A 26,564-nucleotide genomic window follows, 5' to 3' on the forward strand; every position below is an offset into this window, starting at 1 on the left:
CGAAGGTCCCCCTCTTTGGTCTTGCGACGTTATGCGGTATTAGCTACCGTTTCCAGTAGTTATCCCCCTCCATCAGGCAGTTTCCCAGACATTACTCACCCGTCCGCCGCTCGTCACCCAGGGAGCAAGCTCCCCTGTGCTACCGCTCGACTTGCATGTGTTAAGCCTGCCGCCAGCGTTCAATCTGAGCCATGATCAAACTCTTCAATTAAAAGCTTGATTTGCTTCCACTCGAGAAGCGATGCTCAAAGATTTACTGCATGAATTTTACTTCAGTTAGTCACTCTTCAAGACTTGATATTTTTTTGCATCCGAAGATGCTGGATATCGTCTTGTGGAGTGCCCACACAGATTGTCTGATAAATTGTTAAAGAGCAGTGCCGAGAAACTCATCGGCGCGGGCTGCGTATATTACGCTTTTAGCCCGGAGAGTCAAGCGTTTATTTCGCTTTTCTCTCGCTGACCCGGCGGCTTGTCAGTCGTTGTTCCCGGTCAGTGGAGGCGCATTATAGGGAGTTCTCGGCAGGCCGCAACCCCTAATTGCAAAAAACTTTTCAAGCGCTCAAATAATCGCCCAAAATGCCTTTTTAGGATGTTTATTAGTCAAAAAACACCGGTTTTAGCGCAGCAATAGCGGCAAACCCTGTAAATAGAGACAAATGAAGATAAAGAAAAGGGAGCGGTCACCCGCTCCCTTTCATCTTCACGACGCTTAATTGCCGTTATTGGCGTGCAACGATATGGTCGTTTTCCACATCCAGCGTCACCAGCTTGCCGGGAATCAGCTTGCCGGACAGGATTTGCTGCGCCAGCGGGTTCTCGATCTCCTGCTGAATCGCGCGTTTCAACGGACGCGCACCATACACAGGGTCGTAACCGGTTTTGCTCAACAAAGCCAGGGCCGGTTCGGTCATGGTCACTTCGTAACCTCGCTCTTCCAAACGTTTGTACAAACGCGACAGCTGAATTTTGGCGATTGCAGCAATGTGTTTCTCGCCCAGCGGATGGAACACCACCACTTCGTCGATACGGTTGATGAACTCAGGACGGAAGTGGTGGCTCACCATCTCCATCACCGACTCTTTCATCTGCGCGTAGTTCATCTGACCGAAGTGCTCCTGGATCAGATCGGAGCCCAGGTTGGAAGTCATGATCACCACGGTATTGCGGAAATCGACGGTACGGCCTTGGCCATCGGTCAGTCGGCCGTCATCCAACACCTGCAGCAGAATGTTGAATACGTCCGGGTGCGCTTTCTCGACTTCATCCAGCAGAATCACCGAGTAAGGCCGGCGGCGCACGGCTTCCGTCAGATAGCCGCCCTCTTCATAACCAACATAGCCCGGAGGCGCGCCGACCAGACGCGAAACGGAGTGTTTCTCCATAAACTCGGACATGTCGATACGCACCATGGCGTCGTCGCTGTCGAACAGGAACGAAGCCAGCGCCTTGCAGAGCTCGGTTTTCCCCACCCCGGTCGGGCCGAGGAACAGGAACGAACCGATCGGCCGGTTAGGATCGGACAACCCGGCGCGGCTGCGGCGGATAGCATTAGAGACCGCGCTGACCGCTTCGTCCTGGCCGATCACCCGCGAATGCAGCTCTTGCTCCAGGCGCAGCAGTTTGTCGCGTTCGCCTTCCAGCATTCTGGCCACCGGGATGCCGGTGGCACGCGCCAGCACTTCGGCAATTTCCGCATCGGTCACCCGATTGCGCAGCAGTTTCATGCTCTTGCCTTCGGCCTGCGTGGCGGCGGCGAGCTGTTTCTCCAGCTCAGGGATTTTGCCGTATTGCAGTTCCGACATCCGCCCCAGATCGCCGACGCGGCGCGCCTGCTCCAGGGTGATTTTGGCCTGCTCGAGTTCAGCCTTGATGTTCTGAGTGCCGGAGAGCGAGGCTTTTTCCGCTTTCCACTCTTCTTCCAGCTCCGAATATTCGCGCTCTTTCTGCCCCAGCTCATCGCTGAGCATGTCCAGGCGTTTCTTGCTGGCGTCGTCAGACTCTTTATTCAGCGCCTGCTGTTCCAGCTTCAACTGAATGATGCGGCGTTCAAGCCTGTCGAGCGACTCCGGCTTGGAATCCATCTGCATGCGAATACTGGATGCCGCTTCGTCGATCAGGTCGATAGCCTTGTCCGGCAATTGACGATCGGCGATATAACGGTGAGAAAGCGTCGCCGCCGCCACGATGGCCGGGTCGGTGATCTGCACGTGGTGGTGCAATTCGTAACGCTCTTTCAGGCCGCGCAGGATAGCGATGGTGTCTTCCACGCTCGGCTCCGCCACATACACTTTCTGGAAACGGCGTTCGAGCGCCGCGTCTTTCTCTATATATTGGCGGTACTCATCCAGCGTTGTGGCACCGACGCAGTGCAGTTCGCCGCGCGCCAGCGCCGGCTTGAGCATGTTGCCCGCATCCATCGCACCATCCGCCTTACCGGCGCCGACCATGGTGTGCAGTTCGTCGATAAACAGGATAACGCTGCCTTCCTGCTTGGCCAGATCGTTGAGCACGCCTTTCAGACGCTCTTCAAACTCGCCGCGGTATTTGGCGCCGGCGATCAAGGCGCCCATATCGAGGGACAATACGCGCTTGTGCTTCAGCCCTTCCGGCACTTCGCCGTTGATGATGCGCTGCGCCAGGCCTTCGACGATGGCGGTTTTACCCACGCCAGGTTCGCCGATCAGCACCGGGTTGTTTTTGGTACGGCGTTGCAGCACCTGAATGGTGCGGCGGATCTCTTCGTCACGGCCGATCACCGGGTCAAGTTTGCCCTGCTCGGCGCGTTCGGTCAGATCGATCGTGTATTTCTTCAATGCTTGCCGTTGGTCTTCGGCGCCTTGATCTTCCACGCTGTCACCGCCTCTCATTTGTTCAATGGCTTTGCTGATTTTGTCGGCCGTTGCGCCGGCCGCTTTCAACAAGTCGGTCAACGAGCCGCGGTCTTCCAGCACCGCCAGCACAAACAGCTCGGAAGAAATGAATTTGTCCGCACGCTTCTGTGCCAGCTTGTCGCACAGGTTCAGGACGCGCACCAACTCGTGGGACGGTTGAACGTCGCCACCGGTACCTTCTACCTGCGGCAAACGGGACAGCGCCTGTTCGATCTCGGTGCGCACGCGCCCGGCATCGATACCTGCGGAAGTTAAAAGTGGACGAACCGTGCCCCCTTCCTGATTGAGCAGGGCGCTCATCAGATGTAGCGGTTCAATAAACTGGTTGTCGTGCCCAAGGGCTAGTGACTGGGCATCGGCGAGGGCAAGCTGGAATTTGTTGGTAAGACGATCCAGACGCATAACACCTCCAAGATGGGTCGAAATTGCTACTGGAGATTAAATGAGGTCATCCCTCAAATTTTCAAGGTTATCTCGACGCTAAATTTTCGGTACAACGCCATGCGTCGTTGGATCGTCCTAATTCAATAGGTTATATCAGCCAGATTAAACTTGCCAGACGTCCGGTTATTCCATCGCGTCGATAGGAGAAAAAATGACTCTTTTCGTTAACCGTGCAGCGGTCGCCGCCGTAGATGGCCTGCACGCCTGCCCGCAACAAACGTTGGCGGGCCAGCAAGTAGATATTAGCCAAAAACTTATCGCCGTGCGGCGTAAATGCCAACGCGGCTTCGGCGTCTTCCGCGATAAAGGCAGCGCGCACCTCCGGCCCGACCTCAAACTGCTGCGGGCCGATCGCCGGCCCCAGCCAGGCGCTGATCTGGCTCGGCGCGGCGCTGAACGCCGTCACGGTTTGCTCCAGCACGCCATGGCATAACCCACGCCAGCCGGCGTGAGCGGCGGCCACTTCATCGCCGTGCTGCGAACAGAACAGCACCGGCAGACAATCCGCCGTCATCACGGCACACACCTGCCCCGGCACGTTGCTGTAAACCGCATCCGCCCGCAGATCGGCGGGCGCTTGCCCCGCCAACGTCACCACACGGGTGCCATGTATCTGCTCGAGCCACACCGGCATCTGCGGCAAGCCGGCGACGGTAACCAACCGTTCCCGATTGCGCTTCACCGCTTGCTCCTCGTCACCGACGTGGGCGCCGAGGTTCAGCGAGTCATAAGGCGGCAGGCTGACGCCGCCGCCGCGCGTGGTGCTGCAGGCCTTAACGCCGGGAGGCAATGGCCAGTCGGGCAGAATGAGCGAGTTCATTACCAGTCCATCTGATCTTTGAATTCTTCGGTATCCGCCTTCAGCGCGTTAATCAGATCGACCATGTCCTGCGGCAGCGGCGCATGCCACTCCATCTGGATGCCGCTGATCGGATGGTACAAACGCAGCATGGTGGCGTGCAGCGCCTGGCGGTCAAAACCGCGCAGCGTGTTGATGAAGGCTTCCGAAGCCCCCTTCGGCGGACGTGGACGGCCGCCGTACAGCGGATCGCCCACCAGCGGATGGCTGATGTAAGCCATGTGCACGCGGATCTGGTGAGTACGGCCGGTTTCCAGGCGCAGACGCAGACGGGTGTGCGCGCGGAAGTGTTCCATGATGCGGTAGTGCGTCACCGCCGGTTTACCCATCGGGTGCACCGCCATGTGGGTACGCTTGGTGGAATGGCGCGCTATGGGCTCTTCTACCGTGCCGCCGGCGGTCATGGTGCCAATCGCCACCGCTTCGTATTCACGGGTGATTTCACGCGCCTGCAGCGCTTCCACCAGCCGGGTTTGCGCCGGCACGGTTTTCGCCACCACCATCAGGCCGGTGGTGTCTTTATCCAGACGGTGCACGATGCCGGCGCGCGGCACGTCGGCGATTTCCGGGTAGTGATGCAGCAGCGCATTGAGCACCGTGCCGTCCGGGTTACCGGCGCCAGGGTGCACCACCAAATCGCGCGGCTTGTTGATCACCAGGATGTCGCTGTCTTCATAGACGATATCCAACGCGATATCCTGCGGCTCCCAACGCGCCTCTTCTTCTATCTGTGCATCGATGGCGACCGTCTCTCCGCCCAGCACCTTCTCTTTCGGTTTGTTTGACGTTTTGCCATTGACCTTCACCCGATCGCCCAGGATCCACTCTTTTATGCGAGATCGTGAATAATCAGGGAACAATTCGGCCAAAGCCTGATCTAAACGTTGTCCGAGTTGAGATTCGGCCACCGTTGCGGTGAGTTGTACTTGTTGTGCCATATGCAGCTTCTTCGTTAACGTTGGGTTTTCACGGCGATGCCGTTTAATATAATGTGCTATTGTACCTGGTCTTTGTCGGGAGCTTAACGGACAGTCTCCCGGAATAACACCCTGAGGATAATCAAAACGTCATGACGCGTATGAAATATCTGGTGGCGGCAGCCACGTTGAGCCTGGCGCTGGCAGGTTGCTCCACATCCAAGGATGCGGTTCCCGACAACCCACCTTCGGAAATCTATGCCACCGCGCAGCAAAAGCTGCAGGACGGTAACTTCAAGGGCGCGATTACGCAACTCGAAGCGTTAGATAACCGCTATCCTTTCGGGCCGTATTCCCAGCAGGTCCAGCTGGATTTGATTTACGCCTACTATAAGGCCGCCGACTTGCCGATGGCGCAGGCATCCATCGATCGCTTCATGCGCCTGAACCCGACGCACCCGAACATCGATTACGTGATGTACATGCGCGGTCTGACCGACATGGCGCTCGATGACAGCGCGCTGCAGGGCTTCTTCGGGGTTGACCGTTCGGACCGCGATCCTCAGCACGCTCGCGCTGCGTTCCGCGACTTCAGCCAGCTGATTCAGCAATACCCGAACAGCCAATACGCGACCGACGCCAACAAGCGTTTGGTGTATCTGAAAGACCGCTTGGCCAAGTATGAGCTTTCGGTGGCGGAATACTACACTAAACGCGGTGCTTACGTCGCGGTCGTTAATCGCGCCGAGCAGATGTTGCGTGAATTCCCGGATACCAAAGCGACGCACGACGTGTTGCCGCTGATGGAAAATGCCTACAAGCAACTGCAGCTGAACGGCCAGGCTGACAAAGTGGCCAAAGTGATCGCCGCCAACCCGCAATAAGCGCGCGTCGGCAACGGCAAAAAAACAAAACGGCAGCCTCGGCTGCCGTTTTCATTGGCGTGGACCTGGTTTTCACTGGAAGAATACACAAGTAAAAACACGGTGTTAGCTAGCGCTCCTCACCGGTCAACTCATCGATAATGCGCCATCCGGCGGCAACTCTCAAGCATTAGATAACCAATTCAAATGCTGAATCACAGATTGAACTAACTTTGCAAAAAGTGACAAAAAATCGTGATTTACATCACGCATTTAAACAAAAAGCGGGGTATGCTGGGTTCACCAAGACGGAAAGACAGAGAGGTAAGTTATATGACATTGAACATTACCAGCAAACAAATGGATATCACTCCCGCAATCCGCAATCACGTCGAAGACCGTCTCACCAAACTGGAAAAATGGCAGACCCAGCTGATAAACCCGCATATCGTCTTATCCAAAGAACCGCAGGGGTTTGTCGCCGACGCTACCATTACCACGCCGAACGGCCCGCTGGTCGCCAGCGCCAAACATGATGACATGTATACCGCCGTTAACGAGCTGATCGCCAAGCTGGAGCGCCAGCTGAACAAGGTGCAGCACAAAGGCGAAGCGCGCCGCTGCAATGCCAGCGTGAAAGACATCGTGCCGGAAGTGACGCAGGAACAGGAATAACCGTCCGACTGCGGTTGCCGCATCAAACGCGCCCGAGGGCGCGTTTTTTGTCGGGTATTTTTGTTGACGGGGTAAAAGCCAGCGGTTACTTTAAAACCTGTTCGCATTAACCTTAGGTAGACCATGCCACGCACACCGTTTTTCTTCGCATTCTTTTTTACCTTCCCCTGACTGGGAGGCGTTTCGTCGTGTGAGAAAGAATGCGAAGACGAACAACAAGGCCTCCTGGAAACAGGAGGCTTTTTTTATGGCTGTTATACAACGAATAAGAACTGAAGGCGGAAGCTGATTATGACTGACAACCCGTTATTGGTGCTGCGCGAGCGCATCAGCGCACTGGATTTGAAACTGTTGGCCCTGCTGGCGGAACGCCGTGAACTGGCGATCGAAGTCGGCAAGACCAAACTGCACTCTCACCGTCCGATCCGCGACAAAGAGCGCGAGCGCGATCTGCTGGATGCGCTGATCGCCGCCGCCAAGCCTTACGACCTGGACGGTTTCTACGTCACCCGCCTGTTCCAACTGATCATTGAAGACTCCGTCCTGACCCAGCAGGCGCTACTGCAGCACCAGCTCAATCCCGTCAGCCAACACTCCGCCCGCATCGCCTTTCTCGGCCCGAAAGGCTCTTATTCACATCTGGCGGCGCGCCAATACGCCGCCCGCCATTTCGATCGGTTGATCGAATGTGGCTGCCAGAAGTTTCAGGATATCTTCGCCCAGGTGGAAACCGGCCAGGCGGACTACGCCATTCTGCCGATCGAGAACACCAGCTCCGGCTCGATTAATGAGGTGTACGACCTGCTGCAACACACCAGTCTGTCGATCGTCGGCGAACTGACCAACCCGATCAACCACTGTGTTCTGGTGGCCGGCGACAGCGATTTGAGCCAGATTGAAATCGTCTACAGCCACCCGCAGCCGTTCCAGCAGTGCAGCCAGTTCCTGAATCGATTCCCGCACTGGAAAATCGAATACACCGAAAGCACGGCCGCCGCAATGGAGAAAGTCGCCAAGTTGAATTCGCCGAAGGTGGCGGCGCTGGGCAGCGAGGCCGGCGGCGCGCTGTACGGGCTGCAAGTGCTGGAACACAACCTCGCCAATCAACAGCAGAACATCACCCGCTTTATCGTCCTGGCGCGTAAAGCGATCGACGTCTCCGAACAGGTGCCGGCCAAAACCACGCTGATCATGGCGACCGGCCAGCAATCCGGTGCGCTGGTCGAAGCGCTGCTGGTATTGCGCGACAACGGCATCATCATGACCAAACTGGAGTCACGCCCGATCAACGGCAATCCGTGGGAAGAGATGTTTTACATCGATGTGCAGGCCAACCTGCGTGCCGACGCAATGCAAAAAGCGCTGCGCGATCTGGCGCCCATCACCCGCTCGCTGAAGGTGCTGGGCTGTTATCCCAGCGACACCGTGGTGCCGGTCAACCCATCCTGACGCGATAAAAAAAGGTTCGGCCAAGCCGAACCCTTCATTTTTATTTACCGCCGGTATTTTACTGCCGGCTGTCGTTAGCCTGCCGTAACAGCGTGCGGCTTTCCACCAGGAAGCGCTGGGCGTAATCGCCAAACCAGTGCTCCACCTTGCGGAAGCTATCGATAAACGCCTGTTTGTCGCCGTGCTCCAACAGCTTGATCGCCTCGCCGAAGCGCTGGTAGTAGCGTTTGATCAACGCCACGTTTTCCTCCGACGACATGATAATGTCGGCGTACAGCTGCGGGTCCTGCGCAAACAGGCGGCCAACCATCGCCAGCTCCAGCCGGTAGATCGGCGAAGAGAGCGCCAGCAACTGCTCCAGTTGCACGTTCTCTTCCGCCAGATGCAACCCGTAGGCGAAGGTGGCAAAGTGCCGCAGCGCCTGAATAAACGCCATGTTCTGATCGTGTTCGACCGCACTGATGCGGTGCAGCCGCGCCCCCCACACCTGTAGCTGTTCAAGCAACCACTGGTAAGCCTCTGGCCGGCGGCCGTCGCAGTAAACCACGACCTGCTTCGCCACGCTGCCCACGTCCGGGCCGAACATCGGGTGCAACCCCACCACCGGGCCACTGTGCACCGCAAGCATCGCATGCAGCGGACGGTTCTTCACCGACGCCAAATCCACCAAAATACAGTCGTCGGGCAACGGCGGCAGGCGGCTTATCACCTGTTCGGTCACATGGATCGGCACGCTGACGATCACCATGCCGGCGTCTGCCAACAGCTGTTCCGCCTGCGGCCAATCTTCCTGATCCAATACCCTGACCTGATAACCCGACAACGTCAGCAGACGGTTGAACAGCCGGCCCATCTGGCCGTTGCCGCCAATGATGACGATCGGCCGCAGCTGCGGGCACAGGGTTTTAAAGCCTTTATCGTTCTCGCTGACGTACGATTCGCGCATCACGCGGCGCAAGACATCCTCGATCAAATCCGGCGGCACCCCGAGGTTTTCCGCCTCTTGACGGCGCGAGGCCAGCATCGCCGCTTCGCGCTCCGGCACATAAACCGGTAAACCGTGGCGGCTTTTCACCTCGCCGACTTCCGCTACCAGATGCAGGCGTTTCGCCAGCAGATCCAGCAGCGCTTTGTCCACCTCGTCAATTTGATCGCGCAACGCGGTCAGTTCTGCCACCATAACTTACTTTTCTCCCGTGCGTGCCGTCAGCGCAGCGCCGAGTTCCTGATGCATATGACGCAGCAGCGTTTCCGTGCTTTCCCAGTTGATGCAGGCGTCGGTGACGGACACACCGTAACGCATGTCTGCACGCGGCTGCTCGGAAGACTGGTTGCCCTCATGCAGATGGCTCTCCAGCATGATGCCGGTGATCGAACGGTTGCCCGCCTTAATCTGCTCCATCACGGACTCGGCCACCGCCGGCTGACGGCGATAGTCTTTATTCGAGTTGCCATGGCTGCAATCTATCATCAAGGACGGATGGAGTCCCGCCTCGAGCATCTGTTTTTCACAGGCCGCAACGTGCTCGGCGCTGTAGTTCGGGGTTTTACCGCCGCGCAGGATCACATGCCCGTCCGGGTTGCCCTGGGTCTGCAGCAGGCAAACCTGGCCCGCCTGGTTGATGCCGACAAAACGGTGCGGCATGGCGGCGGCGCGCATGGCGTTGATGGCGGTGCCCAGACTGCCGTCGGTGCCGTTTTTGAAGCCGACCGGCATCGACAGGCCGGAAGCCATTTCGCGGTGGGTCTGCGACTCGGTGGTGCGCGCACCGATCGCCGACCAGCTGAACAAGTCCCCCAGGTACTGCGGGCTGTTCGGATCCAACGCTTCGGTAGCCAACGGCAAGCCCATGCCCACCAGATCCAGCAACAGGCGACGCGCGATATGCAAGCCTGCTTCAACGTCAAACGAACCGTCCATGTACGGATCGTTGATCAAACCTTTCCAGCCGACAGTGGTTCTGGGTTTTTCAAAATAGACGCGCATAACGATATACAGCTGATCGCTCAAGTCAGCCGCCAGGGTTTTCAAACGACGGGCATAGTCCAGCGCCGCATCCGGATCGTGGATCGAACAAGGCCCGCACACTACCAACAGGCGATGATCGCGCCCCTGCAAAATGTTGGCGATGGTGTTGCGCGCGGTGGCGATTTCATTTTCGTCGTCGGCGCTAAGCGGGAACTGGTTCTTCAGCTCCTCCGGTGTGATGAGAACCTGTTCTGCACTGATGTGTACGTTATTGAGCGCGTCTTTTTGCATGATGCTATTCCTGTCGTTTGGCGTTATGCGTTGAAGTGGAACCTTGAGCGTTTCAGGGCTCTACCTTATCACGCAATGTAAAGTTTTCAATCCAATTTCCGTAAATAAAAAATTACCGTAATTACCCCTAAGAAAAACCATTGGGAAAGGCACTTCAATAAATAAAATAAACTCAATAATTTCAATAACATATACAAACAAAAAGATTGCCAGCGCCTCTCTACCCGCTTGCCTGGCAATAGACGGGAATCGTAAACATAAATGTACATTTGATTTTACAAGGAAGACGCGCCCCCCACCTCAGCGCCAACGAATGGGCTGAGACAGGCATCCGCCAGACTCAGCACGAAGCGCTGCTGAAAGCGATGAATTTCAGTAGAAGAAAAGCGAATAAATAAGGAATAAAAATTAAAAACTTAAGCTAATGGCGGCTATTTTTGTCGCCGAAATGAACCGATATAATGTGACCGTCATCAACAATAACCACCCTTAACAACTGGATCCAAAATGCTCTCTTCTCGCGCTCGTCGCGCTTTTCCGCTGTATATTTGCTGCTTAACGACTTTCACCAGTGTTTCAGCTCTCGCCGACAATACGCTTTTCACCGCGATGGACGATCCGGCCACCGCCAAGAAACCGTTTGAAGGCAACGTGCAGGCGGGCTACAACGCCCAGTCAGGCAACTCGCAGAGTTCCACCCTGCTGGCCAACACCAACATGACCTGGTTCAACAGCGACGCGGCGTACAGCCTGTGGGGGGCGGCCAACAACACCACCTCCTCCAACGTACGCTCCTCCGAAAAATACCAGGCCGGTGGCCGTACGCGCTATAACCTGACCGACCGCAACTACCTGTTCGGCCAAGCCAGCTGGCTGAGCGACCGTTTCAACGGTTACGATTCACGCTCCACGCTGACGGGCGGCTACGGCCGTCAACTCCTCAACGGGCCGCTCAGCGACCTGCGGGTAGAATTCGGTCCCGGCGTGCGCCATGACGAATACCACGGCGGCGGCCGCTCGACCAAAGGGCTGGCCTACGGTGCGGCCAACTATTCCTATCAGCTGACCGACAACACCAAGTTCATTCAGGGCGTTTCCGCGCTGGCGAACGAGGAAACCACGCTGAACTCGGAAAGCGCGTTGAACGTGGCGATCAACGATCGCTTCTCACTGCGCGTAGCCTACACCGTGACCTACAACAGCAAACCGCCGGCCTCGGCACCGAAAAACACCGACACCACCACCTCGGTCACGCTGGTCTACGGCCTGTAATCTCCCTTCCAGAATCTCTCGAAGCCCATCATCGATGGGCTTTTTTATGCCTGCCGCCCTCTTTTGCACAATCTGCTAAAAATATTCATCCCACCCATTGACGACTTTAGCAAATAGCTTAATACTGTATGCATATACAGTAATTATTGTACAGCCTCGGGGCATGATGGATTTCGATAGTGAGCGACCAGTAACGCATCGATGGCCACCATAGTTCCCGAGATGCTGTAAACAAAGCGAGCATAAGTTATGGAGAAAATCACCTCATTCATCACCTACGCCATGGCGCTGTTTCTCGCCTGGCTCGGCAAGCTCTCTCCGCAGGACATTGCCTTTTTAGTCGGTGCGGCGGTAGGCATCGGCACGTTTCTGGTGAACTGGTACTACCGACGTAAAAGCCTGCAGATCTTGAAGGCCATTGAGCGCAATGCGGCATCACGGAGGAAAATTTACGATGAGTGCAATCGTTAAGCGCTGCAGCGTCGCCGCCGTTTTGGCCATCGCGGTGCTGTTACCGTCATTTGGCGAGCTGCAAACCTCAGAAGCCGGTCTCAGGCTGATCGCCGATCTCGAAGGTTGCCGCCTGTCGCCTTACCAGTGCAGCGCCGGGGTGTGGACGCAGGGCATTGGGCATACTGCCGACGTCATCCCAGGCAAGACGATCGATGAACGGCAAGCCGCGGTGGGTTTGGTCGACGATGTTCGCCGCACCGAACGCGGCATGGCCGCTTGCCTGCCGCATACGCTCTCGCAACAAACCTATGATGCGGTGATCGCCTTCGCCTTCAACGTGGGCATCAGCGCAGCCTGCCACTCTACGCTGGTCGCGCTGCTGCAACAGCGCCAGTGGCGGCAGGCCTGCGATCAGTTGCCTCGCTGGATTTACGTAAACGGAAAGAAAAACAAAGGGCTGGAACAGCGACGCGCCACGGAACGCGCACTGTGCTTGCAGGGTATTGCCTCATCATGACGAGTTCGCTCGCCGAAGGGTGATGCCACAACAATTTCACTTAATTTGTTCAAGGGGGTTCTTATGATGCACTGTCCATTATGCGGTCACGTGGCCCACACTCGCTCCAGCCGCTATCTGAGCGAGTCGACCAAAGAGCGTTACCATCAATGCCGCAACATCAATTGCAGCTGCACGTTCGCCACGCACGAGTCCGTCGCGCGGGTGATCGTCAAACCTGGCGATGACATTGTCCCGGCGCAGCCGCACCCGCCGGAGAGTCAGCATAAACAAAGCGCCGCCGCGCTGTAATGCAAAAAGCCTGCTGATGCAGGCTTTTTAATGTCGCTGCCAGGCGGCCAAGTCTCGCAAATGCGAGATGATAGATTTTCCAGATAAAAAAAGGGGTTGGCATAATGCCAACCCCTGATAACTATTAACTTTTGGATGCAGCGTTAGCCAACGCGGTTCAGACGCTCTTTGATACGAGCAGCCTTACCAGTACGCTCACGCAGGTAGTACAGTTTAGCTTTACGAACGGCACCACGACGTTTCACAGCAATGCTGTCGATTACTGGGGAGTGAGTCTGGAATACGCGCTCAACACCTTCGCCGTTGGAAATCTTACGAACAGTGAATGCAGAGTGCAGACCGCGGTTACGGATAGCGATAACCACGCCCTCGAATGCCTGCAGACGTTTTTTGCTACCTTCAACGACCCATACCTTCACTTCCACGGAATCACCCGGACGGAATGCAGGTACGTCTTGTTTCATCTGCTCTTGTTCAAGTTGCTTAATAATGTTGCTCATAATATGTCTCTTACCCTAGGTAAACTGATATATCGGTCCCGTCTGATGTCAGACGTTTCCTTCATAGTCCTGTTGCCTGGCCTGATGTTCCCGTTGGAACTCAGCCAGCAACACCGCTTGCTCGTCAGTCAGAGCTAGGCTTTCTAGAAGTTCAGGTCTTCTAAGCCAGGTTCGGCCCAGCGACTGCTTTAAGCGCCAGCGACGTATCTCGGCATGGTTGCCCGACAGCAGAACCGGCGGTACTTCCATCCCTTCCAACACCTCTGGGCGGGTATAGTGCGGGCAGTCCAGCAATCCGTCGGCGAAGGAGTCTTCCTCCGCTGAGGCCTGATGGCCCAGCACACCCGGTATGAAACGGGCGACTGAATCAATCAGGGTCATCGCCGGCAGTTCCCCGCCGCTGAGAACGTAATCGCCGATTGACCATTCTTCGTCAATTTCGGTTTGGATTACGCGCTCGTCTATCCCTTCGTAGCGGCCGCACACCAGAATCATCTTCTGATTGGCCGCCAGTTCGCACACGCCGGTTTGATCCAGCTTGCGCCCCTGAGGTGACAGATAAATCACCTTTGCTCCCTCGCCTGCCGCTGCTTTCGCCGCATGAATGGCTTCCCGTAAAGGTTGCACCATCATCAGCATTCCCGGGCCGCCGCCGTAAGGGCGATCGTCCACGGTGCGATGCCGGTCGTAGGTGAAGTCGCGAGGACTCCAACACTGCACGCTCAGCAGGCCATTTTTTACTGCCCGGCCAGTCACCCCGTAATCGGTGATAGCGCGGAACATCTCAGGAAACAGGCTTACAATACCGATGAACACAAGCCAATCCCCTTACCGTTATTCCACTTGCTTCGACCGTTTGATCCGGGGGTCAAAAACCAGGATCCCAATCTGCCTCAATCACGCGGGCAGTGAGATCGACTTTCTTGATAACCTGCCCATGAAGAAACGGAATCAACCGCTCCTTCATGCCGAACGCATCTTTCAGGTTCGCTTTCACAACCATCACATCGTTCGAGCCGGTTTCCATCATATCGATGACTTTACCCAGCTCGTAGCCGACGGTGGTGACTACCTGGCAGCCCATCAGGTCTTTCCAGTAGTAATCGTCACCCTCCAGCGGAGGAAGTTGATCGGAATCCACCATAATCTCGCGATTAGTCAGCAGATTCGCCGCGTCCCGATCGTCAATGCCTTTGACCTTGATGATCAGATCCTGACTGTGGCGCTTCCAGTCTTCCAACTCGATATGCTGCCACTGACCCGCCTGCTGGATAAACCACGGCTGATAGTCAAAAATGCTTTCGGCGTTCTCGGTGGATGAAAACACTCTGAGCCAACCACGAATGCCGTAAGCGGACCCCATTTTACCGAGTACAATCGGCGCGATCGGCGCTACCGGTTTGAGTTGCTTGCTCATTGCCACCACCGCGACAGATTAAGCTGCTTTCTTAGCGTCTTTGATCAGCGCGTGAACGCGATCAGAAACGGTTGCACCCAGACCGACCCAGTGCTCGATGCGGTCCAGGTCCAGACGCAGTGCTTCAGCCTGACCGGAAGCGATCGGGTTGAAGAAGCCTACGCGCTCGATGAAACGACCATCACGAGCGTTGCGGCTGTCGGTCACTACTACTTGATAGAACGGACGCTTTTTAGCGCCGCCACGTGCCAAACGAATTGTTACCATAACATCCTCTTTAGTTAATAAAACAGCCGGGCCCCATTGAGGGACGGGGCCCGGTTGCAATATAAAAAGCCCGAAAATTTTACTCATTTTGGCGCAAAAAGCAATCTAAAGCGTCGATCGCAGGGGACAACTTTTGCAGCCTGTCAAATTTCGGGCGGTTTTCACCGCGAACGGCGAATGCTGAAAGCGCCCGCACTCGGCGTGCGGAGGCCCATCAGCGGCCTGGGAAGCCCGGCGGCATCATACCTTTCATGCCGCGCATCATCTTCGCCATACCGCCTTTCTTCATCTTCTTCATCATACGCTGCATTTCGTCGAACTGCTTCAGCAAGCGGTTGACGTCCTGCACCTGCATGCCGGCCCCCATCGCGATGCGGCGCTTGCGCGAGCCCTTGATGATTTCCGGTTTGGCGCGCTCTTTCAGCGTCATCGAGTTGATGATCGCCTCCATGCGCACCAGCACTTTATCGTCCATCTGCGACTTGACGTTGTCCGGCAGCTGGCCGGCGCCCGGCAGCTTGCTCAGCATGTTGGCCATGCCGCCCATGTTGCGCATCTGCTTGAGCTGCTCCAGGAAGTCGGTCAGATCGAAACCGTCACCCTTCTTCAGCTTGTTGGCCAACTTCTCCGCCTGCTCGCGGTCGACCTTGCTTTCGATATCTTCGATCAGCGACAGCACGTCGCCCATGCCCAGGATGCGCGATGCCACGCGATCCGGGTAGAACGGCTCCAGCGCTTCGGTCTTCTCGCCCACGCCGAGGAATTTGATCGGCTTGCCGGTGATATGACGGATGGACAGCGCGGCACCGCCGCGCGCGTCGCCGTCGACCTTGGTCAGCACCACGCCGGTCAGCGGCAGCGCTTCGTTAAACGCCTTGGCGGTATTGGCGGCGTCCTGGCCGGTCATGGCGTCGACCACGAACAGGGTTTCCACCGGCTTGATCGCCGCGTGCACCTGTTTGATCTCGTCCATCATCGCTTCGTCAACGTGCAAACGGCCGGCGGTATCGACGATCAGTACGTCGTAGAACTTCAGCTTGGCCTGTTGCAGCGCGCGATTGACGATGTCGATCGGTTTTTCTTTGACGTCAGACGGGAAGAAATCGATGCCGACGCCTTCCGCCAGCGTTTCCAGCTGTTTGATCGCCGCCGGGCGATAAACGTCCGCGGAAACCACCAACACTTTCTTCTTCTGTTTTTCTTTCAGGAATTTGCCGAGTTTACCGACGCTGGTGGTTTTACCGGCACCCTGCAAGCCCGCCATCAGCACCACCGCCGGCGGCTGGGCCGCCAGATTCAGCTCGGTGTTGACTTCGCCCATCGCGGCGATCAGCTCGCCTTTGACGATCTTGACGAACTCCTGCCCCGGCGTCAGGCTCTTGTTGACTTCATGGCCGACCGCGCTCTCTTTGACGCGGTTGATGAAGTCGCGCACCACCGGCAGCGCGACGTCCGCTTCCAGCAATGCCATGCGCACTTCACGCAGGGTTTCCTTGATATTCTCTTCGGTCAGCCGCCCGCGGCCGCTGATATTGCGCAACGTGCGCGACAATCGATCGGTTAAATTTTCAAACATCGTCTCATGCTCAACGTGTAATGACAGGCCGCTCCGGCGACACAATTGCGCCGATGATAACACGAAGCGCGGCGGATCTCTGCCTCAGCGTTGGAGATAGGTTGGAGTGAAACGCGCGCAACGTTATACTGACACTCCAATTAACCACGCCGAAGCAAAATTAAACGCTATGCCAGTTTTCTCCATTGTGGCTTTGATGGCCTACCTGCTCAGCCTTGGACTGATCATTCCCAGCTTGTTGCGGAAGAACAGCGCATACCGTCGGCTTGCCCTCGTCTCGGCGGTGGTGGCGCTGATTTGCCATGCCATCGCGCTGCAGCAGCGCATCTTTGACGTCAGCGCCGGGCAGAATCTCAGCCTGCTGAACATTGGCTCCATCGTCAGCCTGATCATCTGCTCGGTGATGACCTTCGTCGCCTCGCGCGACCGCGGCTGGTTCCTGCTGCCGATCGTCTACAGCTTCGCGATGATCAACCTGGCCTTCGCAAGCTTCATGCCCGGCGAGTTCATCACTCACCTGGAAGCCAGCCCGGAACTGATGGTGCATATCGGCCTGGCGCTGTTCTCTTACGCTACCCTGATCATCGCCGCGCTCTACGCCTTGCAGCTCGCCTGGCTCGATTACCTTCTGAAAAACAAGAAGTTGACCTTTAGCGCCGACATGCCGCCGCTGATGAGCATCGAGCGCAAGATGTTCCATATCACCCAGATCGGCGTGGTGCTGCTGACGCTCACCCTGTGCACCGGCTTGCTGTACATGGATAATCTGTTCAGCAAAGAGAACGTGCATAAAGCCGTGCTGTCGATCATGGCCTGGTTCGTGTATATCGTGCTGTTGTGGGGCCATTACCATGAAGGCTGGCGCGGCCGCCGCGTCGTCTGGTTCAGCTTCGCCGGCGCCTTCCTGCTGACGCTCGCCTACTTCGGCAGCCGTCTGATTCAGCAGGTGATGGTGCGCTAAGCCGGCCGCCTCAACTTTCCCTCTCTATAAGGAATACTGCATTGGAGCATGTGTCGACGGGGACCCTCATCATTATCCTGGTGATCATGATCGTGGTCTCCGCTTACTTCTCCGCCTCCGAAACCGGCATGATGACGCTCAACCGTTATCGCCTGCGTCACCTGTCCAAACAGGGCAATCGCTCGGCGCGCCGTGTGGAGAAGCTGCTGCAAAAACCGGATCGGCTGATCGGCCTGGTACTGATCGGCAACAACCTGGTCAACATCCTCGCCTCGGCGCTGGCGACCATCGTCGGCATGCGGCTGTATGGCGACCTCGGCGTGGCGATCGCCACCGGCATACTGACCTTCGCCGTGCTGCTGTTCGCCGAAGTGCTGCCGAAAACCTTCGCCGCGCTCTACCCGGAACGCATCGCCTTCCCCAGCAGCTTTCTGCTGGCGCCGCTGCAAAAAGTGATGTTCCCGCTGGTCTGGCTGCTCAACGGCATTACCAGTATGACGCTGCGCCTGTTCGGCATTCGCACCAACGTGCGCATCAGCGATGCCGTCAGCAAGGATGAGCTGCGCACCATCGTGCGCGAATCCCAGTCGCAAATCTCCCGGCGCAATCAGGACATGCTGATCTCGGTGCTGGATCTGGAAAAGGTGACGGTTAACGACATCATGGTGCCGCGCACCGAGATCGTCGGCATCGACGTCAACGACGACTGGAAGTCGATCATGCGCCAGTTGACCCACTCGCCGCACGGCCGCATCGTGCTGTACCGCAGTTCGCTGGACGACGCCATCGGCATGCTGCGCGTGCGCGAAGCCTACCGCCTGATGACCGAGAAAAAAGAGTTCAACAAAGAGAACCTGCTGCGCGCCGCCGACGAGATTTACTTCGTGCCGGAAGGCACGCCGCTCAACGTGCAGCTGGTGAAGTTCCAGCGCAACAAAGAGAAGGTCGGCATCGTGGTCGATGAGTACGGCGACATTCAGGGCCTGGTCACGGTGGAGGATATCCTCGAGGAGATCGTCGGCGACTTCACCACCTCGATGTCACCCACGCTGGCGGAAGAGGTCACGCCGCAGAGCGACGGCTCGGTCTTGATCGACGGCACCGCCAACGTGCGCGAGCTGAACAAGGCCTTCAACTGGACCTTGCCGGCCAACGAGGCGCGCACCGTCAACGGCATGCTGCTCGAAGAGCTGGAAGAGATCCCCGAAATCGGCACCCGGTTGCGTATCGGCCATTATGATATCGACATTCTCGACGTGCAGGGCAACATGATAAAACAGGTGCGGGTCACGCCGATCACCTCGCTGCAGTCCAGCGTCGGCCATCACTGACCGCTGGCCAGAACGTAAAAAAGACGCGAAATCGCGTCTTTTTTTCTCTGCGGGAACTCGCGGCTAGATATGCAGTTCCTGCAGCTTCTCTTTCGGCAGCGCCAGCTCGTCGTTGTGGTTCACCACCACGTCGTTATCCAGGATGTGCTTGGCGATCTCCTGCGCTTCTTCCAGCGAGTGCATATGGTAAGTGCCGCACTGGTATTCGTTCAGCTCAGGGATTTTGCGCTGGTCGGTCACTTTCAGCACGTCGGCCATCGCCGCTTTCCACGCATCGGCTACGCGCTGCTCTTCCGGCACGCCGATCAGGCTCATGTAGAAACCGGTACGACAGCCCATCGGGGAGATGTCGATAATCTCCACGCCCTGGCCGTTCAGGTGGTCACGCATAAAGCCGGCGAACAGGTGCTCCAGCGTGTGAATGCCGCGCTCGGGCATCACTTCCAGGTTCGGGCGGCAAAAGCGCAGATCAAACACCGTGATGGTATCGCCGTGAGGCGTCTTCATGGTTTTCGCAACGCGGACAGCCGGGGCTGCCATACGGGTATGATCGACGGTAAAGCTATCCAGCAATGGCATTTCGCTACCTCCTCGTAAAAGAGCATTTATTTCGAAACTTTTTTTCCTAACCGGGAAACCTTTTCCAACCCTGCGAGTCTCAGTATCTGAAAGACGCGCATTTGTTATCATCATCCCTGTCATCAGAGATGCATATTTGGCCACATTGATGTGGCCTTTTTCTTTTTCAGCTTCCGCCGTTTTGCTTCAGGAACGCTTCAAAGCTTAGCGTATCATTGGCTTCTATGTCGCGTTGGCGTTGCCACGAGGCTTCCCGCTCTTTATCCAGCTCGGCCTCGTTCAGGATTTCCAACGGCTCTTCCAGCAGCATCTTGCGATATTGCTCCGCCAATTGCAGGCCGACGCGCCCGGTGCCTTCCGCTTGCATCGCTTTCAGGATGCGCGCGGAGAAGGTCAGCTCAGGGTCGTCGAACGCGGCGACCAGCTCATCGCACACCTGCTGGTATTGGCGATCGCCGGCTTCGCCGTCCAACACTTCCGCTACCCGACGCAGATCGGCGAACAACGCCTTGCCCACTTTTTCGAGCGGTTCATGGCTGGCGCCACAGCCGATGCCGATGGTCTGGCCCGGCTTGCGGCCCTCCAGGATCACCCGGTTCCAGTTCTTGCGCGTGCACAGCAGTTCATCGCTGCTCATCTCCGGCGCATCGGCCAGCGCGCACCACACCAGGAACAGATCCAGGAAACGCGCCTGCACCGCATCCACGCCGATCGGCGAGAACGGGTTGATGTCCAGCGAACGCACTTCGATGTATTCGATACCACCGCGCAGCAGCGCGTCAGACGGCGTCTCGCCGCTTTGGGTCACGCGCTTCGGCCGGATCGGCGCATACAGCTCGTTCTCGATTTGCAGCACGTTGCTGTTCAGCTGCAGGTAACGGTCACCCTCTTTCACGCCCAGCTTGGCGAACTCTTCGGAAGGCGTCGCGATCGCCCGTTTCAGACCGGCCACATAGCTGTGCAGATCGTTAAAGGTGATGCCCAGATTGCTTTGCGACTTGTTGGTATAACCCAGGTCGCTCAGGCGCAGCGAAGTGGCGTACGGCAGGTAGCACATCCCCTGCTCGGTGCGCTCGAACGGCAGATTGGTCTCGCGCCCCTTGAGGAACGAAGAACAAATGGCCGGCGATGCCCCGAACAGATACGGGATCACCCAGCCGAAACGATAATAGTTGCGGATCAGGCGGAAATAGCCCGCCGAGATCTGCTCTTTACCGCTTTCTGCGTCCTGCACGCCGGCCCAGGCCTGCCAAAACTCCAGCGGCAGCGAGAAGTTGTAGTGCACGCCGGAAATGGTCTGCATCAGCGCGCCGTAGCGATTCTTCAACCCTTCGCGGTACAGCGTCTTCATGCGGCCGATGTTCGACGAGCCGAACTGCGCCAGCTCGATATCCTGCTCAGCTTCGATAAAGCACGGCATGCTGAGCGGCCACATGCGCTCATCGCCGATATTGCGCGCCACGTAGCGATGAATATCGCGCAGGAACGTCAGCAGGTGGTCGATATTGTCATCAACCGGCGTAATGAACTCTAACAGCGCTTCGGCGAAATCCGTGGTGATCCAGTGGTGCGTCAATGCCGCGCCCAGCTTTTCCGGATGCCCGGTGGTCGCCAAGGTGCCGTTCGGCGTGACCCGCAGCGTTTCACGCTCGATGCCGCGACGAATGCCTTTTAATGCCTGGGGATGGGCTTCCAACCAAGAAAGCGCCTGTGATACGTCCGGGATCAAATTGACCTCCCGCTTCTAAAAACAATAACTCGTAAGCATACTGAATCCGCACCCGAGAGAATATTGAGTTATATTCACTTGGTTACTGCCACCAGGCGATGCCCTGTACCGTTATCATAGCCAAAACGATGTAACGCAGCGCCTTTCCGATACACAGAAACAGCGCGACAGAGCCCCAGGGCATGCGCAGCCAACCTGCCAACACGCACAACAAATCGCCCACCACCGGCACCCAGCTGAGCAACAGCGCAGCCGGGCCGAAGCGTTGCAGCCACCCGAGCGCCGTTGCCAGCCCCCGCTGTGGTTTCAACGCCGGTAACAGGCGCCCGATAATGACATTGGTCAAGCCACCCAGCGTGTTGCCCAGGGTCGCGGCCAGCACCAGCAACTCCGGCGAGACGCGACTCTGGGTCAGCAAGGCGACCAGAACGATTTCTGAATTTCCCGGCAGCAGCGTCGCACTGAGGAAGCTACTGCCAAATAACGATATTACGGCTAGCGTACTACTCACAGCGTACGGACGTCTACCACCGCCATACCGGCGCTTTTCGCCGCCTGAATGCCGAAATCAGCGTCTTCAAACACCACGCATTTTTCCGGCCGCACGCCGATCAGTTCGGCGCAGCGCAGGAAGGTGTCCGGCTCCGGTTTGTGGCGCTGCACGTCGTCCGCACCGACGATCGCGTCGAAGCAGTTGAACAGGCCGAGATGACGCAGCAGCATTTCCGCCATGCGGTGCTCGCTGCCGGTGCCGACCGCCATCGGACGGCGGCCATGATAGGACTTCACCACCTCGATCAGCGGCAATGGACGCACGCTGTCCAACAGCATCGCTTCCACCGCGCGGGTTTTCTCCGCGGCCAGGTGATGGGGATCGAGATCGGCCTGATGGCTGGCGATAATCGCCTGGGCGATGCGCCAGGTCGGTGAACCGCTCAGCGCCACCATGGCCGCTTCATCAAACGTCATGCCATAACGGGACAGCACTTCACGCCACGCTTTGCGGTGCGTTGGCTCGGTGTCCAGAATCGTGCCGTCCATGTCGAAAATAAGACCCTGATAGCGGTCGTACATCGTTACTCCATGATCGTTGAGGAAAGAAAACTACTTTAGCGTAAAGCCGTTGGGTTGTCGCTGACTGCGTCATAACGGAATGTGCTGTGCCCTATCGGGCGCAAAGGAGGACAGGGGTGAAGAGAGAATGGTTAAATGCTGAAAAGCGAAAAACCCGCCGAAGCGGGTTTCTCTTAGATGGTGCATCCGGGAGGATTCGAACCTCCGACCGCTCGGTTCGTAGCCGAGTACTCTATCCAGCTGAGCTACGGATGCATTACTGTTTTTACTGCTTGCCTGCTTCGCTAATGAGGCCAGACTTAAAGAATGGTGCATCCGGGAGGATGATTTGGCGCTTGCGCCTCACCCTGCGGGCCGTTGCTGAAGCAACGTTATCCTCCCTAAGGGACACTTTCTTTTTTACTGCCCGCCTGAAGATTTCTCTTCGCTGTACGGGAAGTGAAGAATGGTGCATCCGGGAGGATTCGAACCTCCGACCGCTCGGTTCGTAGCCGAGTACTCTATCCAGCTGAGCTACGGATGCACAGTAATTCTTTGATACCCTATGGTACTTTGTTCCCAACTCTACCATACGGCTAATATGGTGCATCCGGGAGGATTCGAACCTCCGACCGCTCGGTTCGTAGCCGAGTACTCTATCCAGCTGAGCTACGGATGCAAATGGCGGTGAGGCGGGGATTCGAACCCCGGATGCAGCTTTTGACCGCATACTCCCTTAGCAGGGGAGCGCCTTCAGCCTCTCGGCCACCTCACCAAACGCTTTCTTTCGAATTGTGCCTAACTCGCTTTAGAGAAGCTCATCGGCACTGCGTGGCGCACATATTACTTTCTCCGACTTTTAAGTCAAACAATTTTTCCCAACTCATGCGCGTTTGCACAATTCGCACCCAACATGGGCGATTTCACGGCAAAAAGGGCGTTTTATCAACAGGCAACCGCCGCGTCTGTAGCAACAAAGCAGGAAACTAACCGGGAAAATAATCACGAAAAAGAAGAGGGAGGGCGAAGGAAGTGGGTAAAACGATGCAGTAGCGTCTCGTCTGGCAACGAGACGCTGCTTCGGAATCAGTAAGTCGTCTGCTGAGACTTCTCTGCCTGAATGCGCTGATAGATTTCTTCACGGTGAACCGAAACCTCTTTGGGGGCGTTCACACCAATACGCACCTGGTTGCCTTTTACCCCTAGCACAGTAACCGTAACCTCATCGCCAATCATGAGGGTTTCACCAACTCGACGAGTCAGAATTAACATTCTTTGCTCCTTGAAAGATTAAAAGAGTCGGGTCTCTCAGTTTCCCCGTCATTATCCATCATATGTGGTGAAAACGTAAGCCGCGCAACCCACAATAAGTGTAAGCAGACTTGGTCCCACCTCAGATAATGGTAAGTTTAGCCGACCTGAAAAACTTTGTTCCCGCAATTGTAACTAAATTGTGTTAGCACAGTATGAAAACGCCATAATCAACAAAGTATTATGGCGTTTGTGCGTGCTATTTATTTATATTCACAGCTTCGAGGCCACCCAGGCTTCTACGCTGTTTAACGCCGCTGGCAGGGCGTTGATATCCGTCCCCCCCGCCATCGCCATATCCGGGCGACCACCGCCCTTGCCGCCGACCTGCTGCGCCACGTTGCCGATCAACTCGCCGGCTTTCACGCGGTCAGTCAGATCCTTGGTCACACCAGCAACCAGACTGACTTTGTCATCAGCCGTCGTTGCCAACACGATGATGGCCGAACCCAATTGATTTTTCAGGTCATCTACCATGGTGCGCAGCATTTTGGCTTCGACATTATCCAACTGGCTGACCAACAGCTTCACGCCGTTAACCACTTTTGCCTGGCTGGACAACGAAGCGCTCTCCTGCGCCGCCTGCTGATCTTTCAACTGCTGCAGTTCTTTTTCCAGCGCGCGCGTGCGATCGAGCACCGAGCGCACTTTATCGGTCAGGGTGTTACTGTCGCCTTTGACCAACTGAGCAACGTCTTGCAACAAATCGCTTTGCTGATGCAGCGTAGCGATAGCGCCAGCGCCGGTCACCGCTTCAATACGGCGGATGCCCGCCGCGGTGCCCGACTCGCTCAGAATGCGGAACAGGCCGATATCGCCGGTGCGGCTGGCGTGGGTGCCGCCGCACAGCTCGGTGGAGAAGTCGCCCATGGTCAGCACGCGCACGTTGTCATCGTACTTCTCGCCGAACAGCGCCATCGCGCCCTTCTCTTTGGCATCTTCCAAGGCCATCAGCTCGGTCTGCACCGGCAGGTTACGACGCACCTGCTGGTTCACCAGATCTTCCACCGCGCGGATTTGCTCCGGCTTCATCGCTTCGAAGTGCGAGAAGTCGAAACGCAGGTATTTGTCGTTAACCAGCGAGCCTTTCTGCGCGACGTGGTCGCCCAACGTTTGGCGCAGCGCGGCGTGCAGCAGGTGAGTTGCGGAGTGGTTCAGACGAATGCTGTTACGGCGCTCAGCGTCGATCTGCGCGTCCACGCGATCGTTCAGCTTCAGCGAACCCTGCGCCAGTTTGCCCTGATGGCCGATAGCCTGACCGTATTTCTGGGTATCGTTGACCGTAAACTCAGCGCCGGCGGCTTTCAGCACGCCTTTATCGCCGACCTGGCCGCCGGATTCGCCATAGAACGGCGTCTCATCCAGCACCACCACCGCCTCTTCGCCGGCGTTGATCTGATCGACCGGCTGGCCGTCGCGGAACAGCGCGATGACCGTCGCCTGCTGCTCGTCGTGATCGTAACCGCTGAACTGGCTGCTGCCATCCACGCGGATCAGGCTGTTATAGTCGGCGCCAAAGCCGCTGGATTCGCGCGCACGGCGGCGCTGTGCTTCCATCGCGTCTTCAAAGCCCGCTTCGTCGACTTTCAAACCGCGCTCGCGGCAGACGTCAGCGGTCAGATCGATCGGGAAACCGTAGGTATCGTACAGACGGAAAGCGGTTTCGCCGTCCAGGGTATCGCCCTGCAGCTTGGCCAGCTCTTCGTCCAACAGCGCCAAGCCACGCTCCAGCGTGCGGGCAAACTGCTCTTCTTCGGTTTTCAGCACCTGCTCCACCAGCGATTGCTGGCGTTTCAGTTCGTCGGCCGCCGGGCCCATCACTTCGATCAACGGCGCCACCAGTTTGTAGAAGAAGGTGTCTTTCGCGCCCAGCATGTTGCCATGGCGGATCGCGCGACGAATGATGCGGCGCAGCACATAGCCGCGGTTTTCGTTAGACGGGATCACGCCGTCCGACACCAGGAAGGCGCAGGAACGAATGTGGTCGGCGATAACGCGCAGGGATTTGTTGTCCAGATCGGTTGCGCCGGTCACTTTAGCCACGGCGGCGATCAGGGTACGGAACAGATCGATTTCATAGTTGGAGTTCACATGCTGCAACACCGCCGCAATGCGCTCCAGACCCATACCGGTATCCACAGAAGGTTTCGGCAGCGGCAGCATGGTGCCGTCGGACTGACGGTTGAACTGCATGAAAACGATGTTCCAGATCTCGATGTAGCGGTCGCCGTCTTCTTCCGCGCTGCCTGGAGGGCCGCCCCAGATGTGATCGCCGTGATCGTAGAAAATCTCGGTGCACGGGCCGCATGGGCCAGTGTCGCCCATCTGCCAGAAGTTGTCGGAAGCGAAAGGCGCGCCCTTGTTGTCGCCGATGCGGATAATGCGCTCGGCCGGTACGCCGATTTGCTTCTGCCAGATGTCGAACGCTTCGTCATCGGTTTCATACACGGTGACCCACAGTCGCTCTTTCGGCAGGTTGAACCAGTTTTCACCGGTCAGCAGTTCCCATGCGTAGCCGATCGCGTCGTGCTTGAAGTAATCGCCGAAGCTGAAGTTGCCCAGCATTTCAAAGAAGGTGTGGTGACGCGCGGTATAACCGACGTTTTCCAGGTCGTTATGCTTGCCGCCTGCGCGCACGCAGCGCTGCGAGGTGGTGGCGCGGGAATAGGCGCGTTTGTCGAGCCCCAGGAAAACATCCTTAAATTGGTTCATGCCGGCATTGGTAAACAGCAATGTCGGATCATTGTTAGGCACCAGGGAGCTGCTCGCTACAACCTGATGACCCTTACTATGAAAGAAATCGAGAAACGCTTGACGGATCTCAGCGGTGCTCTTGCTCATAATTTTCCTGGAAAGGCTAGAATAACGACACGTGAGCCGGTGACGCGTCATCCCGACGATGACAACCAGCTCACGAACAAAAAGTGGGGATAAGATAAATTTTCT

The 26,564-nt window shown here is 57.0% G+C and carries 26 protein-coding genes, 4 tRNA genes, 1 rRNA gene and 1 other annotated feature; of the genes, 10 read left to right on the forward strand and 21 right to left on the reverse strand.

Annotated elements, in window-relative coordinates:
* From ACJ8HH_RS13550 to rluD, 4 genes are all read right to left on the reverse strand, one after another.
* Positions 1 to 211, reverse strand: a 16S ribosomal RNA gene (locus ACJ8HH_RS13550); the annotation flags it as partial.
* A gap of 511 nt (positions 212 to 722) precedes the next feature.
* On the reverse strand, positions 723 to 3,296 hold the full coding sequence (gene clpB, locus ACJ8HH_RS13555; protein ID WP_025301647.1) for an ATP-dependent chaperone ClpB: 2,574 nt from the start codon (positions 3,294 to 3,296) through the stop codon (positions 723 to 725).
* A 130-nt stretch (positions 3,297 to 3,426) separates the two neighbouring features.
* Entirely contained in the window at positions 3,427 to 4,158 is a 732-nt protein-coding gene (gene yfiH / locus ACJ8HH_RS13560) for a purine nucleoside phosphorylase YfiH (RefSeq protein ID WP_060451846.1), read from the reverse strand.
* Entirely contained in the window at positions 4,158 to 5,135 is a 978-nt protein-coding gene (rluD, locus tag ACJ8HH_RS13565) for a 23S rRNA pseudouridine(1911/1915/1917) synthase RluD (RefSeq protein WP_004932452.1), read from the reverse strand. The genes yfiH and rluD overlap by 1 nt, the downstream gene beginning before the upstream one ends.
* A 131-nt stretch (positions 5,136 to 5,266) precedes the next feature.
* On the opposite strand from rluD, the gene bamD reads away from it, so the two are divergent.
* The 4 genes from bamD to pheA all read left to right on the forward strand — a co-directional run bounded on the left by bamD (position 5,267) and on the right by pheA (position 8,101).
* Positions 5,267 to 5,998: an outer membrane protein assembly factor BamD gene (gene bamD / locus ACJ8HH_RS13570; RefSeq protein WP_004932456.1), complete on the forward strand. Its 732-nt coding sequence runs from the start codon at positions 5,267 to 5,269 to the stop codon at positions 5,996 to 5,998.
* Positions 5,999 to 6,310: 312 nt separating this feature from the next.
* Positions 6,311 to 6,652: a ribosome-associated translation inhibitor RaiA gene (raiA, locus tag ACJ8HH_RS13575; protein WP_004932457.1), complete on the forward strand. Its 342-nt coding sequence runs from the start codon at positions 6,311 to 6,313 to the stop codon at positions 6,650 to 6,652.
* 122 nt (positions 6,653 to 6,774) lie between these two features.
* Positions 6,775 to 6,901, forward strand: a sequence feature (Phe leader region).
* Entirely contained in the window at positions 6,776 to 6,823 is a 48-nt protein-coding gene (locus ACJ8HH_RS13580) for a hypothetical protein (RefSeq protein ID WP_101428074.1), read from the forward strand. Its footprint overlaps the feature before it by 48 nt.
* A 42-nt stretch (positions 6,902 to 6,943) precedes the next feature.
* Positions 6,944 to 8,101, forward strand: coding sequence for a bifunctional chorismate mutase/prephenate dehydratase (gene pheA, locus ACJ8HH_RS13585; protein WP_033650020.1), 1,158 nt, complete (start codon positions 6,944 to 6,946; stop codon positions 8,099 to 8,101).
* Positions 8,102 to 8,159: 58 nt separating this feature from the next.
* Here the strand turns inward: pheA and tyrA are convergent, their stop codons facing one another.
* Complete coding sequence (tyrA, locus tag ACJ8HH_RS13590; RefSeq protein WP_033637185.1) at positions 8,160 to 9,281, reverse strand: bifunctional chorismate mutase/prephenate dehydrogenase; 1,122 nt, start codon at positions 9,279 to 9,281, stop codon at positions 8,160 to 8,162.
* A gap of 3 nt (positions 9,282 to 9,284) precedes the next feature.
* The gene (locus ACJ8HH_RS13595) at positions 9,285 to 10,361 is read right to left on the reverse strand and encodes a 3-deoxy-7-phosphoheptulonate synthase (RefSeq protein WP_060451845.1); all 1,077 of its coding nucleotides are present in this window, start codon (positions 10,359 to 10,361) and stop codon (positions 9,285 to 9,287) included.
* Positions 10,362 to 10,868: 507 nt separating this feature from the next.
* Between ACJ8HH_RS13595 and ACJ8HH_RS13600 the strand changes: the two genes are divergently transcribed.
* From ACJ8HH_RS13600 to ACJ8HH_RS13615, 4 genes are all read left to right on the forward strand, one after another.
* On the forward strand, positions 10,869 to 11,633 hold the full coding sequence (locus tag ACJ8HH_RS13600; RefSeq protein ID WP_004932469.1) for a DUF481 domain-containing protein: 765 nt from the start codon (positions 10,869 to 10,871) through the stop codon (positions 11,631 to 11,633).
* A 249-nt stretch (positions 11,634 to 11,882) separates the two neighbouring features.
* A complete protein-coding gene (locus tag ACJ8HH_RS13605) occupies positions 11,883 to 12,104 on the forward strand; it encodes an HP1 family phage holin (protein WP_025301641.1) in 222 nt (73 codons plus the stop codon).
* Positions 12,088 to 12,603, forward strand: a complete 516-nt coding sequence (locus tag ACJ8HH_RS13610; RefSeq protein WP_039568943.1) for a lysozyme — start codon at positions 12,088 to 12,090, stop codon at positions 12,601 to 12,603. The genes ACJ8HH_RS13605 and ACJ8HH_RS13610 overlap by 17 nt, the downstream gene beginning before the upstream one ends.
* Before the next feature lie 63 nt (positions 12,604 to 12,666).
* Positions 12,667 to 12,894 carry an ogr/Delta-like zinc finger family protein gene (locus ACJ8HH_RS13615; protein ID WP_033637183.1) on the forward strand — a complete coding sequence of 76 codons (228 nt, stop codon included), beginning with the start codon at positions 12,667 to 12,669 and terminating at the stop codon, positions 12,892 to 12,894.
* A 143-nt stretch (positions 12,895 to 13,037) separates the two neighbouring features.
* On the opposite strand, the gene rplS is transcribed toward ACJ8HH_RS13615, so the two are convergent.
* The 5 genes from rplS to ffh all read right to left on the reverse strand — a co-directional run bounded on the left by rplS (position 13,038) and on the right by ffh (position 16,654).
* A complete protein-coding gene (gene rplS / locus ACJ8HH_RS13620; RefSeq protein WP_025301638.1) occupies positions 13,038 to 13,394 on the reverse strand; it encodes a 50S ribosomal protein L19 in 357 nt (118 codons plus the stop codon).
* Between the two features lie 48 nt (positions 13,395 to 13,442).
* Positions 13,443 to 14,210 carry a tRNA (guanosine(37)-N1)-methyltransferase TrmD gene (trmD, locus tag ACJ8HH_RS13625; RefSeq protein ID WP_004932485.1) on the reverse strand — a complete coding sequence of 256 codons (768 nt, stop codon included), beginning with the start codon at positions 14,208 to 14,210 and terminating at the stop codon, positions 13,443 to 13,445.
* Between the two features lie 52 nt (positions 14,211 to 14,262).
* Entirely contained in the window at positions 14,263 to 14,811 is a 549-nt protein-coding gene (rimM, locus tag ACJ8HH_RS13630; RefSeq protein WP_060451844.1) for a ribosome maturation factor RimM, read from the reverse strand.
* An 18-nt stretch (positions 14,812 to 14,829) separates the two neighbouring features.
* Positions 14,830 to 15,078 carry a 30S ribosomal protein S16 gene (rpsP, locus tag ACJ8HH_RS13635; protein WP_004932501.1) on the reverse strand — a complete coding sequence of 83 codons (249 nt, stop codon included), beginning with the start codon at positions 15,076 to 15,078 and terminating at the stop codon, positions 14,830 to 14,832.
* A gap of 214 nt (positions 15,079 to 15,292) precedes the next feature.
* Entirely contained in the window at positions 15,293 to 16,654 is a 1,362-nt protein-coding gene (gene ffh / locus ACJ8HH_RS13640) for a signal recognition particle protein (RefSeq protein ID WP_004932504.1), read from the reverse strand.
* A gap of 169 nt (positions 16,655 to 16,823) precedes the next feature.
* On the opposite strand from ffh, the gene ACJ8HH_RS13645 reads away from it, so the two are divergent.
* On the forward strand, positions 16,824 to 17,615 hold the full coding sequence (locus ACJ8HH_RS13645) for a cytochrome C assembly family protein (RefSeq protein ID WP_004932506.1): 792 nt from the start codon (positions 16,824 to 16,826) through the stop codon (positions 17,613 to 17,615).
* A gap of 41 nt (positions 17,616 to 17,656) precedes the next feature.
* Positions 17,657 to 18,946: an HlyC/CorC family transporter gene (locus tag ACJ8HH_RS13650; protein WP_033637180.1), complete on the forward strand. Its 1,290-nt coding sequence runs from the start codon at positions 17,657 to 17,659 to the stop codon at positions 18,944 to 18,946.
* A 63-nt stretch (positions 18,947 to 19,009) separates the two neighbouring features.
* Here the strand turns inward: ACJ8HH_RS13650 and luxS are convergent, their stop codons facing one another.
* The 10 genes from luxS to alaS all read right to left on the reverse strand — a co-directional run bounded on the left by luxS (position 19,010) and on the right by alaS (position 26,459).
* On the reverse strand, positions 19,010 to 19,525 hold the full coding sequence (gene luxS, locus ACJ8HH_RS13655; RefSeq protein ID WP_019455133.1) for an S-ribosylhomocysteine lyase: 516 nt from the start codon (positions 19,523 to 19,525) through the stop codon (positions 19,010 to 19,012).
* A gap of 166 nt (positions 19,526 to 19,691) precedes the next feature.
* Positions 19,692 to 21,254 carry a glutamate--cysteine ligase gene (gene gshA / locus ACJ8HH_RS13660; protein WP_039568927.1) on the reverse strand — a complete coding sequence of 521 codons (1,563 nt, stop codon included), beginning with the start codon at positions 21,252 to 21,254 and terminating at the stop codon, positions 19,692 to 19,694.
* Between the two features lie 82 nt (positions 21,255 to 21,336).
* On the reverse strand, positions 21,337 to 21,765 hold the full coding sequence (locus ACJ8HH_RS13665; protein ID WP_004932520.1) for a YqaA family protein: 429 nt from the start codon (positions 21,763 to 21,765) through the stop codon (positions 21,337 to 21,339).
* Positions 21,762 to 22,328, reverse strand: coding sequence for a fructose-1-phosphate/6-phosphogluconate phosphatase (gene yqaB, locus ACJ8HH_RS13670; RefSeq protein ID WP_033650025.1), 567 nt, complete (start codon positions 22,326 to 22,328; stop codon positions 21,762 to 21,764). The genes ACJ8HH_RS13665 and yqaB overlap by 4 nt, the downstream gene beginning before the upstream one ends.
* Positions 22,329 to 22,506: 178 nt before the next feature.
* Positions 22,507 to 22,583: transfer RNA gene (locus ACJ8HH_RS13675), tRNA-Arg, on the reverse strand.
* 191 nt (positions 22,584 to 22,774) lie between these two features.
* Positions 22,775 to 22,851, reverse strand: a tRNA-Arg gene (locus ACJ8HH_RS13680).
* Between the two features lie 58 nt (positions 22,852 to 22,909).
* Positions 22,910 to 22,986 (reverse strand) — tRNA-Arg (locus ACJ8HH_RS13685).
* Between the two features lie 3 nt (positions 22,987 to 22,989).
* Positions 22,990 to 23,082: transfer RNA gene (locus ACJ8HH_RS13690), tRNA-Ser, on the reverse strand.
* A gap of 311 nt (positions 23,083 to 23,393) precedes the next feature.
* The gene (csrA, locus tag ACJ8HH_RS13695) at positions 23,394 to 23,579 is read right to left on the reverse strand and encodes a carbon storage regulator CsrA (RefSeq protein ID WP_004091602.1); all 186 of its coding nucleotides are present in this window, start codon (positions 23,577 to 23,579) and stop codon (positions 23,394 to 23,396) included.
* A gap of 252 nt (positions 23,580 to 23,831) precedes the next feature.
* A complete protein-coding gene (gene alaS / locus ACJ8HH_RS13700; RefSeq protein ID WP_060388115.1) occupies positions 23,832 to 26,459 on the reverse strand; it encodes an alanine--tRNA ligase in 2,628 nt (875 codons plus the stop codon).
* Positions 26,460 to 26,564: the final 105 nt, after the last annotated feature.

This window comes from Serratia sp. CY32780 (assembly GCF_052169135.1).
GTDB classification, from domain to species: Bacteria; Pseudomonadota; Gammaproteobacteria; order Enterobacterales; family Enterobacteriaceae; genus Serratia; species Serratia sarumanii.

Bases quoted from the DNA above. Each gene is read 5' to 3' on its own strand.
- clpB (WP_025301647.1), bottom strand. From the start codon at position 3,296: ATGCGTCTGGATCGTCTTACCAACAAATTCCAGCTTGCCCTCGCCGAT.
- yfiH (WP_060451846.1), bottom strand. From the start codon at position 4,158: ATGAACTCGCTCATTCTGCCCGACTGGCCATTGCCTCCCGGCGTTAAG.
- rluD (WP_004932452.1), bottom strand. From the start codon at position 5,135: ATGGCACAACAAGTACAACTCACCGCAACGGTGGCCGAATCTCAACTC.
- bamD (WP_004932456.1), top strand. From the start codon at position 5,267: ATGACGCGTATGAAATATCTGGTGGCGGCAGCCACGTTGAGCCTGGCG.
- raiA (WP_004932457.1), top strand. From the start codon at position 6,311: ATGACATTGAACATTACCAGCAAACAAATGGATATCACTCCCGCAATC.
- pheA (WP_033650020.1), top strand. From the start codon at position 6,944: ATGACTGACAACCCGTTATTGGTGCTGCGCGAGCGCATCAGCGCACTG.
- tyrA (WP_033637185.1), bottom strand. From the start codon at position 9,281: ATGGTGGCAGAACTGACCGCGTTGCGCGATCAAATTGACGAGGTGGAC.
- ACJ8HH_RS13595 (WP_060451845.1), bottom strand. From the start codon at position 10,361: ATGCAAAAAGACGCGCTCAATAACGTACACATCAGTGCAGAACAGGTT.
- ACJ8HH_RS13600 (WP_004932469.1), top strand. From the start codon at position 10,869: ATGCTCTCTTCTCGCGCTCGTCGCGCTTTTCCGCTGTATATTTGCTGC.
- ACJ8HH_RS13605 (WP_025301641.1), top strand. From the start codon at position 11,883: ATGGAGAAAATCACCTCATTCATCACCTACGCCATGGCGCTGTTTCTC.
- ACJ8HH_RS13610 (WP_039568943.1), top strand. From the start codon at position 12,088: ATGAGTGCAATCGTTAAGCGCTGCAGCGTCGCCGCCGTTTTGGCCATC.
- ACJ8HH_RS13615 (WP_033637183.1), top strand. From the start codon at position 12,667: ATGATGCACTGTCCATTATGCGGTCACGTGGCCCACACTCGCTCCAGC.
- rplS (WP_025301638.1), bottom strand. From the start codon at position 13,394: ATGAGCAACATTATTAAGCAACTTGAACAAGAGCAGATGAAACAAGAC.
- rimM (WP_060451844.1), bottom strand. From the start codon at position 14,811: ATGAGCAAGCAACTCAAACCGGTAGCGCCGATCGCGCCGATTGTACTC.
- rpsP (WP_004932501.1), bottom strand. From the start codon at position 15,078: ATGGTAACAATTCGTTTGGCACGTGGCGGCGCTAAAAAGCGTCCGTTC.
- ffh (WP_004932504.1), bottom strand. From the start codon at position 16,654: ATGTTTGAAAATTTAACCGATCGATTGTCGCGCACGTTGCGCAATATC.
- ACJ8HH_RS13645 (WP_004932506.1), top strand. From the start codon at position 16,824: ATGCCAGTTTTCTCCATTGTGGCTTTGATGGCCTACCTGCTCAGCCTT.
- luxS (WP_019455133.1), bottom strand. From the start codon at position 19,525: ATGCCATTGCTGGATAGCTTTACCGTCGATCATACCCGTATGGCAGCC.
- yqaB (WP_033650025.1), bottom strand. From the start codon at position 22,328: ATGTACGACCGCTATCAGGGTCTTATTTTCGACATGGACGGCACGATT.
- csrA (WP_004091602.1), bottom strand. From the start codon at position 23,579: ATGTTAATTCTGACTCGTCGAGTTGGTGAAACCCTCATGATTGGCGAT.
- alaS (WP_060388115.1), bottom strand. From the start codon at position 26,459: ATGAGCAAGAGCACCGCTGAGATCCGTCAAGCGTTTCTCGATTTCTTT.